This window comes from Neolewinella agarilytica (assembly GCF_900110645.1).
Lineage (GTDB): Bacteria > Bacteroidota > Bacteroidia > Chitinophagales > Saprospiraceae > Neolewinella > Neolewinella agarilytica.
Window position 1 is genome coordinate 43,452 of sequence record NZ_FOFB01000004.1, and the last position, 12,681, is coordinate 56,132.

At 51.6% G+C, this 12,681-nt stretch carries 7 protein-coding genes; 4 read left to right on the forward strand and 3 right to left on the reverse strand.

Translation table 11 applies throughout. From position 1 onward, the window contains the following. The first annotated feature begins 71 nt into the window (after positions 1-71). Entirely contained in the window at positions 72-767 is a 696-nt protein-coding gene (locus tag BM123_RS04820; protein ID WP_090165866.1) for a CDP-alcohol phosphatidyltransferase family protein, read from the forward strand. Between the two features lie 123 nt (positions 768-890). On the opposite strand, the gene BM123_RS04825 is transcribed toward BM123_RS04820, so the two are convergent. Further along, positions 891-7,454, reverse strand: coding sequence for a PKD domain-containing protein (locus BM123_RS04825; RefSeq protein WP_090165868.1), 6,564 nt, complete (start codon positions 7,452-7,454; stop codon positions 891-893). Positions 7,455-7,776: 322 nt separating this feature from the next. Between BM123_RS04825 and BM123_RS04830 the strand changes: the two genes are divergently transcribed. Beyond that, positions 7,777-8,865, forward strand: coding sequence for an AAA family ATPase (locus BM123_RS04830; RefSeq protein WP_090165871.1), 1,089 nt, complete (start codon positions 7,777-7,779; stop codon positions 8,863-8,865). Positions 8,866-9,075: 210 nt separating this feature from the next. Here BM123_RS04830 and BM123_RS04835 read toward each other — a convergent pair whose 3' ends face one another. Both BM123_RS04835 and BM123_RS04840 read right to left on the reverse strand, forming a co-directional pair. Then, complete coding sequence (locus tag BM123_RS04835) at positions 9,076-9,477, reverse strand: LysM peptidoglycan-binding domain-containing protein (protein ID WP_090165873.1); 402 nt, start codon at positions 9,475-9,477, stop codon at positions 9,076-9,078. Between the two features lie 121 nt (positions 9,478-9,598). Then, positions 9,599-11,221: an Ig-like domain-containing protein gene (locus BM123_RS04840; protein WP_090165875.1), complete on the reverse strand. Its 1,623-nt coding sequence runs from the start codon at positions 11,219-11,221 to the stop codon at positions 9,599-9,601. 197 nt (positions 11,222-11,418) lie between these two features. On the opposite strand from BM123_RS04840, the gene BM123_RS04845 reads away from it, so the two are divergent. Both BM123_RS04845 and BM123_RS04850 read left to right on the forward strand, forming a co-directional pair. Next, positions 11,419-11,751: an ArsR/SmtB family transcription factor gene (locus tag BM123_RS04845; protein WP_090165876.1), complete on the forward strand. Its 333-nt coding sequence runs from the start codon at positions 11,419-11,421 to the stop codon at positions 11,749-11,751. 119 nt (positions 11,752-11,870) lie between these two features. Further along, positions 11,871-12,644, forward strand: coding sequence for a metallophosphoesterase family protein (locus tag BM123_RS04850; protein WP_090165878.1), 774 nt, complete (start codon positions 11,871-11,873; stop codon positions 12,642-12,644). Positions 12,645-12,681 lie beyond the last annotated feature (37 nt).

Sequence of the window (12,681 nt, forward strand, 5' to 3'; positions counted from 1 at the left end):
TGCTATTTTTAGGCCGAAAGCACAACCTACAACTACTGATCGGAATTATCCGAACTGACTAACACACCCACATGAAAATTTTTGCCTGGCTTGTCCATATTTTTACCGCTTCCGGCCTGCTGGCGGGGTTCATGGGGTTACTCTCCGCTATTGAGGGAGACTACCGAACGGCCATGTTCTGGATGTTAGCCACGCTGATTATCGACGGAATTGATGGCACTTTTGCCCGGATGGCCAAGGTGACGGAGGTACTTCCGCAGGTGAGTGGTAAGACGATTGACTACGTCATTGACTTTTTTACCTATGCCATCTTACCAGCTTATCTTTTTTACGTAGCCATTGATATGGATTACTGGCCTAGGCTTTTCTGCTGTTTCGCGATGCTGCTTTCAGCGGCTATTTATTACGGCCTGGAAGGAATGGTGAGTGAAGATGGAAAGCATTTCATCGGCTTTCCTGTCATGTGGAATATGGTGATGTATGTACTGATTTTCGTAACACCAGATTTGCCGGACTGGGCGCTCATAAGCACTATTGTACTGCTAGCTATCCTGCACTTTATTCCGGTACACTTCGCTTATCCCAGCCGGGGCGGACGCTGGTGGGGCGCGACGCTGACGGCAACGGTTCTGTTCATTGTGTCAGCAGCGATGAATGTCTGGTACTTCCCGGAGCCAAAACCTCTCTGGCGCTGTATTTGCCTGGGCACAACCGTTTATTATGGAATACTCGCGGTAGTAGATACACAGGAAGCCTGGCAACAATAGGGCGCGGCCGCAGGTGCGGTGAGACGGGCTTTTGAAAGCATTGTTCTGTTGGAAACAAAAAAGGGAGAGCACCAAATTGATGCTCTCCCCAGAATGCGAAGAAATAAATGAATCAGCTTATCTTCATCGTTTGATGAAGCGATGCGTCCAGGTTGTTCCGGCATTCTCTCCGCGGATCAGGTACGCCCCCGGCTTCAGGTCACTAACATTGAGCCTTAAGGCTTCGAGACTTCCCGTTTGCAGGGCCTTCGTCTGGAAGGTTTGCAGCGGTCTGCCATCAATGGTGAAAATTTGAAGGTTAGTGACCGTCGCTCCCTCTAACTGTCCGCTAATCTCAAGGAAAAGCTCGTCATCAGTAGGGTTAGGGTACGAGAATACTTCAAAAGTGGGGCGTGAAGAGACAGCTTCTCGTAAGTCGAGGCTACGATACCGGAAACTTTGGCATACCTCACCATTATCCGCTGTGCGGGTAACAATCATCTGGATTCGGTAGTCGAAGTTACCCGGGAAAGTATAAAGCTGGTTTTCTTGCGTGCCAACAACCTGCCATCCGGTAGACGGGTTAACCCGGCGTACTCTCCATCGGAATACGTCACACTCCCTAAAGTCAGCTTTGGGTAACAACTCGTAGTCGAAAGCGGAAGGCCCAACGAGGTTTACACTGAAGCCTTGGGCTACTAGGGCTTCAAAATCGTCATCATCGCAACTACAAGGCTGACTGATCTCACAGTCCGGCATCGTAATACAAACCTCGAAATGACAGCAGTTGAGGTGGTCATCTTCATCATTTAGCTCGTGTAGTGTGACGGTAAAGCATATCTCTTCACCAGGTGAAGCAGGAGCTCCAATGTTGATGTTGATGGACTCACTGTCTCCGGTATTGAGTACGGAACCAAATACAATGGTCGTATTGTAGGCTGCCAGTGCGGGATCGTCAAAGGAGATATAGGCCTGAGACATGGGGTGGTCGGAGGTATTGGTGATCAGACCACTCCAGACGTATTGATCTCCTTCACAGACTATGGTGTCTTCCGTAAGGTAGCCACAGGGAGGATCACATTCGGCCATTACGGTGTCGCGGCAGATCACCTCTCCGTCCTTCATCCACTTTATTTCAATAGTATGGTCTCTTACCGTATTGTCGTCAATACAGATTCGGGGTAGCTGGAAGAAACCGTCAGGAAGTAATCCGCCGCCAGCGGGAACGAAGGTAGCCGTAGTCCCCCCTGTATTTACGGAGCCAACAATCGGGTCGCCAAGATTGCCGAATACAGAGAGCGTACCATCTCCATCAATGATGCAGAGGTCAATGGCGTCAAAATCAGCGAAAGTAGCGTTGTCAACCAGGAAGATGTCAAAGCAGCAACCTTCATCGTCGGCCGTAGCAATGTCAACTGCAAGATCTTCACAGGGGTCACAGAATGGAATGTCCAGGCAGCGGGGCTCCTGATCAGAACAGCAAAGCGCTGAGGGGTCAATAGCGGGGTCTCCGGAATGACCAACCAGCTTGTAACAGAATTCTTCTCCCGGAACCAGTTCAGAAAGATTGATACTCAGGCTACGACATTCCCCCGGAATCATGGCCGGGGACAGCGGAATTCCAATGGGCAGGTCTACACCCGCTTCGGCGGAAGCATCCTGTAGCTGGATGTAACCAATGTTAAAGGTCAGGTCACTGGGTACACAGACGGTGAAGTCAAGAATCAAACCTCCGTCCGGGCTACAGTACAGCGTATCCGTGGTTACATAAATGCAGTCGGGCTCAGCCGGGCATTCTGTTATAATCTCCTCTTCACAAATAACCTGCAGGTCAGCATCCAGATACTGAATGAGGATCGTCTGAGGATTGTTAGTGGCGTTCGAAGGACAGAAAGCTAATGCACTTTGAACGTTCATATCCGTAGGCAATGGAGTCGATAGCCCTCCGTCGGATGCCAGCTGAATCGTTGATGCATCAGGCATACCCACGTAACCAAAGAATGGATTCTCTGAGCCAGGGATAGCCGTTAGATTCGCATCTGTACTGGTAATCTCAATGGCGTATACACCGTTAGGTAGCCCGGTATAAGAGAGCTCATAGCAACAGTCTCTCGTAGGGTTGTCCTGGGTGTATTCCTTGACGATTGTGACGAGGTCATCACAATCCGTGGAATCACAGTCAATAACTTCTAGGTAAAGGCTGTCGCTTACGCTGAAACAACCGGTTACATTGTCCGTGACCACTACACTGTAGGAAGCCGACATATTGACGATCAAATCCATATCGGTTCCCACCAGGCTGCCGTTCTTATACCAGGCATAGGTATAGTCTCCGGCAGGCCCGTGCAGGGTGTCCGGAGCACAGGTTTCGTAACAACCCGTGGGCACTATGCAAATGTCCGGAAGCGGGTAAATGGTTACGGCATCACTTCCCGTACAACCCGTGATGGTGTTCGTAGCCAAAACAGTGTATACACCCGCCTGGTAAGTGAAGATGGAAAGCCCGGTTTCCCCCGTGTTCCAGGTGTAGACTACATCCGTTTGAGGGTTAGTTACCTGAATCAGGCTGCCGTCTCCCTCACAAAGTCCACCAGTAACGGTAAGTACGGGCGTTGGGCTTATTACTTGCTCCACCTGTATTGTCGTTTCCGAAGTACAGAGATAAGCGTTAGTTACCTTCAGGATAATGTCGTGTACAGGGGCGGATGGATGATAATCAACCTGGAAAGTCATCCCTGATCCAGTCATTCCGGTGCTGGCATCTAACCAGGAGTAGGTGTGGCCACCGCCCGCGAGTGCTTTCAGCGTAGTACTGCCATTGTCACAGATGAAGGGGTTTCCGCTCCAGGAAATGTCCGGAAGAGGAACTACCTGTACTTCTACGGCATCAATTACTCGTTCACAGCCGTCACTGGTAGTGATGGTTACATCGTAGGTGCCAGCGGTGCTTACTGTGATAACGTTCGTTGTTGCACCAGTAGACCACTCGTAGGTAGCTCCTGCCTGGGGCAAGACGGACAAATCCGTATCATCTCCATCACAGATGATCAAACCATTAGAGGCCGCAATGACATCGTCGTTGGGGGAGGGGTTGACGGTGATCGTCTTAGTGATGGTTTGTGTACATCCGGCGCTGTTTTCAGTCGTTAAAGTAACCGTGTAATTAGCGGGCGCGGACGCGGGGAGCCAGGTATGTTGCGGGCCATTGCCGCTGAAGGTCGCGCCGTCGCCGAAGTCCCAGAACCAGCTGATGACGTTTGTGCCCGTACCCGTAAAGGTGGCCGGCTCTCCGTAACACACCATGGTTGGGTTGAAGGTGAAATCACTATCCGGCAGGTTGCTTACGGTAACCGTTTGCACGCTAACCGACTGGCAAGTACCGTCGGATACCGTCAGCGTTACGGTATAACTGCCGTTTGCAGCATAGGTATGCATCGGGTTTGGTCCTGAGCCAGCTGGGCTGCCGTCGCCAAAGTCCCAGGTATAGGTAACCGGGCCGGACGTGAGAGAGAAGTCTACCTGTCCCTCATCCGCGAAGTTTACTTTACCACAGTCTTCGGTGTAATCGAAGTCGGCCAGCAGTGGGTTGCAGATTTTAATCCGAAGCTCCCGGCCACACTTAATGGTGTCAATTGTAGTAACCTGTTGTGGGTTACCATTGGCATCAATAACAGTAGTTGTTTCCGTTTTGTAGCTGTAAACGAATATCTCACTGTCTACGTCATAACAGCCGACACCCGGTAAGCGGATCGTAAGTGAATCCCGGTCAGGGTCGTTATCACCGCCACTGCCTAGTATTTGAGTCTGGTAGGGTAAGTCCCATCCATGACAAACAACACTGTCGCCGGAGTAAACAGCTACCAGGTCATAAATGTCACAATCAGGCATGCGTTGTGTTGCGGTATACTCATGAATCTGAGAAATCGGATCACTCACATAGGGGTCTCCACAGCAGCGCTCGTGAATAATGAAAATAGGATCGGAGGTCTCCGTACAGCCTGCAGGGTCGGTGGCGACCGCTACGTAGGTGTATCCTGAAATGGTAGCATTAAAGGTGTGGCTGAAGGTCGTATTTCCCGTAGCTGCAGGCCCCTGAGATATGCCGTTGCAGAACCACTCGATCGTATTGGCGGGGTCAGTGCTTGCGGTCAGTACGGATGGTGGAGGCACGGGGGTGTCATCAACACAGTGTTGACGACGGTCAAAAGTGTTGATGCTGATGGGAGGCCCATCTACTTCGTTGACCCGGTAAGAAGCAACACCGGGGCAGCCATTCAGGTCAACGGTGTTCACCACATAGATGCCTTCCGTTGTTACGGTTATCGATGGGGTTGCCGCTCCGGTATTCCAGCTTTGGCTGCTGAATAAAGCGCCGTTAATGGACAGTGTCACGGAACCACCCGGACAAAGCGTGCCTGTTTGTGTAATCACCGGAACGGTGGGGGCCGTCAGGGTAATATTCTGGGTCAGGGTTCTGGTTTGCCCGCAGAGGGTCATCACCAGCGTAATGGTGGCTGAGCCAGGGTCGTTATTCCATTGAATAGTAGGGGTGGCAGTATCTCCGTCACTAACAACACTTCCCAACGTGGCCGGGCTAATACTCCACTCATAAGTCGTAGCCGGGTCTTGTGCTTCTGTGATTCCGTAGACAGCCAGGCTGTTCGTACAGGAAGGAATATTGTTGATCTGCGGGTTGGCAGTAAACTCCTTACTACTCAGGGTTACACTGGCTACTTCTGACTGACAGAAAGGAGCTACGTTCATCTGTCCGTAGGCCGTTACGGTTCCGCCAGTGGTAGAGGTGAACGCTGCCGTAATGGTAGGGCCACCGTTGCCGATCAGAACGTTGCCCGGTGAGACCGTCCAGAAATAGCTGTACCCCGGTGTCGGGCTGGCTATCGTAAAGACAACAGGTTCGTTTACACAGTAATCAGATGGCCCACTGATAGCAGGCGTTACCGCCTCGGATACAATGACAACGATGCTTTGTTTACTAACACAGTAATCTGCCGGACCAGGAGTGTCCGCCTCCGCTGTAATGACGTAAGCCCCGGGGCCAGGTAATAAAGACCAGTCAACGATATAGCTGGAACTGCCCGTCTGGTCAAAAGCCGGGAATCCGTCAATGTACCAGTTGAAAGTGGCACCGGCAAAGTCTCCGAAGGCCGAATAAGTAACCATGTTGTTGACGCAGATTTGCGTCGGTCCGGTTATATCAAAATCTCCTAAAACAGTAACGGTCAATTCTGCTCTGCCGTAGCAGTCGTCCCCCTCATGATTCGGAAGACCCGCCAGGAAGCTGCTACCATATTCCCCTACGAGGGTGTAGGTGCCGGGTACCGTAGGCCAGGTGACATTCACGATATGCCCGGTTGCCGGGCCGTTAAAGAAGCCACCATCCGGTAGTGCCCATTCATACTCCGTGGTCATCCATTTGGGAAGCTCGTAGCTGGCTGATGCGCCCTTACATACTTCCGTGGGGCCGCTAATGGTGCCAACCGAGGAAATGATCGGGACGGTCACTTCTGTAGGATAAGGACAGTAGGGAATATCACAACCCGTAACGGCCAGGGACAGAGTGCCGGCAGGACCAGCCCCCCACTGTACCATGATGGTGTCCGTTCCTTGCCCACTGGTAATGGTGCCGTTAGGAGAAATGCCCCAAACGAGTGAGCCACAATTGGTCGCATCGGTCCAGTACTTACTGACGTCGCCTTCACAAAGGGTGGAAATCCAGAAGATTCCCGGGCCGGGAAGTGGGTCAATGGTTATGTCGTAGGAAACAGAGTCCGTACAGCAGCAAGCCTGGCTACCGTCCGGGTTAGTGCCTTCAGAGGTCGCATAAAGGGTCACGGTATAGGTGCCTGGGTTGTCGTAGCTATGGGTAGGGTTAGTAACGTTCTGTACGGTGTTGCCGTCTCCGAAGTCCCAGTCAAAAGTAGCGGGAGCACCGGTGGAGGTATTGTTAAAACTCACGTCCTGCCCGAGGCAGGCGTCCGTAACGGCCGTAAAATCTGCAATGGGGGAGGGCGTAAGCTCTACGCACCAGGTGCGCGTCTGAATAATGTTCCCCGCACCGTCAAGGATGTCAACGGAAAGAGATGCGGGGGAAATGTCTTCCCACGCAACCTGCAATTGCCCCGGCAGGCCGGGGTTGTAGTTGACCGTGCCGGCGGCCGCCGGGCTAACGGACCATACGTAGGTCAGACCCATAGACTGATCAAACAGATAGGTCGCCGTACTGAACTCACAGGCACTGATACAGGTCGGTGGGTTCTGACCAGGCTCGCCGGTGGAGTTGTCTCCGGAGAATTCCTCAAGGTCAATCAGGCCACAGTCTGGCTTTGGACATTTTATGGTAAGGTCCACTAATTGAAAGCCCAGTAGTTCACCCCGGCCTCCGTCTTCGTTTCGAAAGTAGACCCCCACCTCAAAAGGCTCCTGCGGCCCACAACATCGCTCTTCACTACCGTCGGGATTAAGGATGAAGACGCCTTGTTCCGTCACTCGGTAACAAGGCGTTTCTATCCGGTCAGTAATGTAGCTGATCCCTGCGGGAACATCGTCTTTTACGAGGTCTATAACCAGGTCTGAACCTAAGTCGGCACAAATGGTATCAACGGGGAAATCAAATTGCTGTGCCTGCAGGCCCCAAAGGCCGCCGCAAAGCAGAAAAACCACGAGTAATAAACGGTAAGTGTGTTTCATGATCGGGATGATTTAGTGGTGAAGTTCTACGGGAAGATCGTGTCTGAACGTGAATCTTACCCTTCAGGCAAAAAAAATGCTGTTTCTTACCGGTAAAAGCCACTGGCAAAGCGGCAACGACTTGTTCTTGGCCATCCTGATATACTGGGCGCGGGACCGCAGGTGCAAAGGGATGTTTAAAAAAAAGCACAGTTGGCTGACATTCGGTCATTGCTCCTCAAAAACGTCTCTTTGCACCTGCGGCAGCGCCCGGTTCTTACTGTGCAGTGGCCAGCTGAATTCCGCTCTTTAACTATCCTCGCGAAATTCTTACCTTCCCGATATGATCGATCGACTTTACATTGCCGCTACTTCCCAGCACGTTGGAAAAACGACCTCTACTTTAGGCTTAATGGCCGCGATTCGGGCCCGGGGGCATAAGGTTAGTTACTGTAAACCGGTAGGGCAGGAGTTCGTGGAACTGGGAGATTTGCGGGTAGATAAGGATGCCCTGCTCTTCGCCAGAGGTATGGATTTTGAACTGAAAGCTGACCTTCACAGCCCCATAATTATCGGCAGGGGAGTTACTTCAAAATATCTGGATGACCCGACTAAATTTGACCTGGCCGGTCCCATAACTAAAGCCAGTCGCCGGCTTCAGGCCGAGAACGATATCGTAATTTATGAAGGTACCGGCCACCCAGGTGTTGGTTCCGTTTGCGACATGAGCAATGCGCAGGTGGCACAGTTGCTGGATTCTCCCGTTATTATGATCGTTGAAGGAGGTATCGGTAGTACCATCGATAAATTGAACATGAACCTGGCTTTGTTTCGCGAAAAGCGGGTGCCTGTTCGGGGGGTTATCGTTAATAAAACCCGGCCTGACAAGCTAGAGAAGGTGCGCAAATACCTGGATATCTACCTCAAAAAATTAGGGATTCCTCTTCTGGGCGTAGTCCCTTATGAGAAGACGTTGTCTAACCCGATTATGGCAACCGTCCGTCGGGCTTTGGAAGGGAAAACCTTGTTACACCGTAGTCAACTCAATAATCGGGTGGAAAATATTGCCAGTGGCAGCTTGCTGGCACAGGCAGAAATTGATCACCTCAAAAATCTGCTCATTCTGGTAAGTCGTCGCCGGTTGGAAGAAGCGCTGGCTGCTCTGCAGGTCATTCTGGAAGAGCGTAAGCTTCCGGGATCCACGATCTCAGGCATTATCGTGACCGGTGAAGACCATAAGGTGGCTGACCTGCCTCACCTCGATTTTCTGATCGAACACAAGATTCCGGTCATTTCCTGTGCGCTGGATACTTATGGTGCCGCAGTGAGGATTAATCAGATGGAGGTGAAAATCAACCTCAAAACACCCTGGAAAATCAGGCGTGCCGTAGAGCTGATCGAAGAACACGTAGATATGGACCTGTTGCTTTAAGCTCGGGCCGTCCCTTTGCCCTGTGGTCATTTAATTTTTGAAGAGGTCTCTTACCGTCAACAGATAATTGGGGCATATAAAAAGCGGTCAGCTGTCAGCAGTGAAGGCTATTTGCCTGACTACCGACCGCTGACCGCTCGTGCAAAACTTAGTCATCCCTGATGTAAGGTCAGAGACGATTCTCAGTTGCCATTTAAGAGAGGAGAGGGCTTAGGAATCTGCGCTGCGACCTTCGGGGAAAGGGATAACGAGCTCCTGGCCTGGGAAAATTTTGTTGGGGTCTTCCAGGGTGTCGGAGTTAGCGGCGAAGATGGCTTTGTAAGCCATCACGTCACCCAGGTAATCCTTGGCGATGAGCGAGAGGCTCTCTCCCTTGTCTACCGTATGGCGGGCGTAGATGGAGGTGTTACGAACTTTGATGTCTGCTTCAATGTCGAAAGGGTTTTCTCCGCCGATGCGCTTGATTTCATCCCACATCTGGTCTTTCTCGTGCAGGTATTCTACGGTTCCTCCAACGCGAAGCCGGCCGTCAGATTCTTCTACGTAACCGTCCTGGGCGTTGAATTTTTCACCGAGGGTGAGTACGCTGCGATATTTGTCCTGTAAGCTCATTGATGAGTTTTTTGATTGAGTAGTAAAAGGGTGTAGGTTACACCCATGAGGTCTAACAAGCCGTAAGGTAAATATGTTGGACGGCAAAACGGGAGTTTTGACATATTAAATAGAACGTCAACTACCGTAAGTCGATCGTTTCTTCTACTTCCCAGTTGGGCCTTAATGCTTCAATATCGAAGCGTTGGATGACCTCGGGCTGTCGGCCGAGCAAGAAGTCCCCCGGATCATACCGCCCGTTTCGGTTGGTATCGGAAATGATTTCCACCCGGTAAGTTGCGGGTTTCAGCGCTGGGTAGACGACGTCGAAAACAGCGGTGCCCGTGATACTGCGCTGGGTCCCGGCAACGGCGTCTTCCTTATCAAGGAGCTGTAGGAGGTAAGCAGCGCTGGAGTCCAGGCCCGTTACTTTGAGCGTCAGGCGTCCATACTTTTCCAGGGAGTTTCTGGTATACATATGGCGGAGGGTGTCAGCGTTCGGTACCTGGCCTGTATTCCGTATCGCTCCGGGCAAAAAGGTGATCGCAAAGCGTTCATTGGCCAGCCCGGAATGGTTAATGATCAGCTTGCCGGGGTAAACAGAATCCAGCGAATAGCTTATTGGTAAGCGATCAGGAAAGGTGTCTTTTAGCAGGGAAATCCGGCTGGTGTCTACCGTCAGGATGGGTTGGTTAAAGGTAAAGGTAAGCCCCTCGGCGGGGTTCATGTTTCCGGTAGGGCCTCTCTCCAGTTCGGGGGCTGGCGGCGGTGGGCTGGCGTTGGCGGTAAAGATAATGGTGTCTTCCATAATGGTGTTGCGGCCAGCGAGAATAGTATCTGTCTGCGGGTTGGTATAGAAAAGTTTGATGCTGTCATTATGGTCGCGGCGTAGGTAATCTCCGGCATACTCCAAGTCAATGCCGTCGGCTGCCTGGTTCATCGTCAGCTTGATCAGGCCGTAGGCGGAAGTGTCCGTATTGTTGATCCGGACGGGCTTCTGTAAAGTCGATAGCCGGATGGTGCCCACCTGGGTTGTTCCGTCAGCGACCGTGATGATGGTGTCAATGAAGCCAACGGCTTGTGGCTGTGAGTAGCCCTCCAGGTCATAGTAATAATTGGTGGCCGAAGGGTTCCGTAGCAGGGCTACGGCCCGATACCGCCCCGGGCGAATGTTGAAGACCGTGAACTTCCCTTCTTCGTCCGTCTGCGCAAAGTAGGTAGGGTTCTCCGTGGTTGTGGCGGTATCCGCCAGATTACTGAAAAGAGTGAAGGTGGCGCTCTCGATGGGCTCTCCGCTATAGTCTTCCACCAGGGTGCCGCTCACCATAGCAGAGTCAAGAATGGGGCCGGTAGCGAAGACGAAACGCAGGTTTTCCGTCGGGTTGCCTTCATTGAGGTCCTTGATGGCAGCGCCAACGTTAACAACGTAGGTGACGCTGTCGCGTAGCGTCAGCCCGGTAAGCGGGATGATGAGACTGCGGCGGCGAAGCTTTGGCACATTGTCTTCGCCCAGCTCCAGAGGTGGAGAAATAAGGATTTGCTGCTTGGGGTCCAGTTCGACCCATTCATCGAAGGTGAGGACGATTTCCTCCGGGCGGAAGTTGGTCTGGAAGTTCGCCGTTGTTTCCTCCGGGACGAGCACCGGCCCCAGCGTATCCCGCGGCCCACCCGTAGGGGAGGTGGGCGTGGCACAGTGCTGCAGGCTCAGCCACTGAGCCATAAAGAGCAGGAAAAAAAGCAGCAGGGAAGAAAGAGAAAGTTTCATTCGATGATTTTAGCAGCGGAGGGCAGAATAGTGATACGACAAGCGGAGCTGCCGTGGTACTCTGCGGAAGGGCAAAGGTTATGAATTTATGCGGAATGAACCCTCATGAGCGCCAGCGTCACAGTAGCCCAAACTGGAATTAATTTTGCTAAGCCATTATTCAATCGTAATATTGCAATGAATAAGTAAGCCTCCATATGGGTCTGACAAAAACTGAGCTCTTCTCGGACGAACAGAACGAGATTTCTCTCTTCGCCAAAGCCTTTGGCCATCCCGCCAGAGTGGCTATTCTTCAGTACCTCTTCAAGGCAGAGCAATGTATCTGCGGAGAATTGGTGGACGAAATCGGCCTTGCTCAACCAACGATATCACAGCATCTGAAAGAGTTGAAGAAACTGGGGCTGATCAAAGGAAACGTTGAGGGAACCAGCGTCTGCTATTGTATTGACAGCGATAAGTGGGCGGAAATGAAGGAAACAATGCTACAGTTCCTTGATCAGGATGCCCGGCATAAGGGCGCTTGTTGCTGATTTTTTTACCGTTATTAATCGTTTTATTGCAATAAACCAATATAGTGGGGCCAGGTGCTCTGGCTGATTTTCGCCTAACCGGGCTTTGGCTTTCTGAATTAGCCCCATAATTATAAAAAATGAAGATTATACTGTTCAGCGACGTTCATGCCAACCTGCCGGCACTTGAGGCATTTTTTACCGATGTAGATAACAGATCATACGACGCTATCTACTGTCTGGGAGACCTGGTGGGCTATAACATCTGGCCCAATGAGGTAATTGAAGAGATTCGTCGGCGCAAGATTCCCACCATCGCGGGTAACTATGATTTTGGCATCGGCCAAAGTAGCAATGACTGCGGATGTGCCTACAAAACGGATGAAGAGCGGGCCAACGGGGCAGTCTCTATTGCTCTGACCAATGAACTGATTAAGGAAGATAACCGGGCGTACCTGAGAACGCTCCCGGCCCACTTGCGACTTGAGTTTAAACTCAACGGAGAGCAACTGAACCTGCTGTTGGTTCACGGCAGTCCGCGAAAAATAAATGAATACCTATTTGAAGATCGGGCGGAGAAAAGCATGCTGCGAATCATGAAGCAGGCAGAAGCTGATATTCTTTGCTTCGGGCATACGCACAAACCTTATCACCGGATACTGAACGAGGGAGACGATTCTAACCCGCAGTACCGACACGCCATCAACCTGGGCTCCGTCGGAAAGCCAAAAGACAAGGATACGCGTGGAACCTACGTGATACTGGACATTAATCAGGATGCCTCTGTGTCACACAAGGACAGCATCTCGGTCGAATTTGTGAAGTTCACCTATGATATTGAAAGGGCCGCTAAAGCAGTGGAAAGCAGTACGCTGCCCAATGCCTATGCGGAGAACCTTCGGAGAGGCTACTGAAAACCATAGCAAAAAGGCCCTGTGGCCCACTTACTAA

Coding starts and splice junctions, on each gene's coding strand:
- BM123_RS04830 (WP_090165871.1), top strand. CDS start 7,777: ATGATCGATCGACTTTACATTGCCGCTACTTCCCAGCACGTTGGAAAA.
- BM123_RS04850 (WP_090165878.1), top strand. CDS start 11,871: ATGAAGATTATACTGTTCAGCGACGTTCATGCCAACCTGCCGGCACTT.
- BM123_RS04840 (WP_090165875.1), bottom strand. CDS start 11,221: ATGAAACTTTCTCTTTCTTCCCTGCTGCTTTTTTTCCTGCTCTTTATG.
- BM123_RS04835 (WP_090165873.1), bottom strand. CDS start 9,477: ATGAGCTTACAGGACAAATATCGCAGCGTACTCACCCTCGGTGAAAAA.
- BM123_RS04845 (WP_090165876.1), top strand. CDS start 11,419: ATGGGTCTGACAAAAACTGAGCTCTTCTCGGACGAACAGAACGAGATT.
- BM123_RS04820 (WP_090165866.1), top strand. CDS start 72: ATGAAAATTTTTGCCTGGCTTGTCCATATTTTTACCGCTTCCGGCCTG.
- BM123_RS04825 (WP_090165868.1), bottom strand. CDS start 7,454: ATGAAACACACTTACCGTTTATTACTCGTGGTTTTTCTGCTTTGCGGC.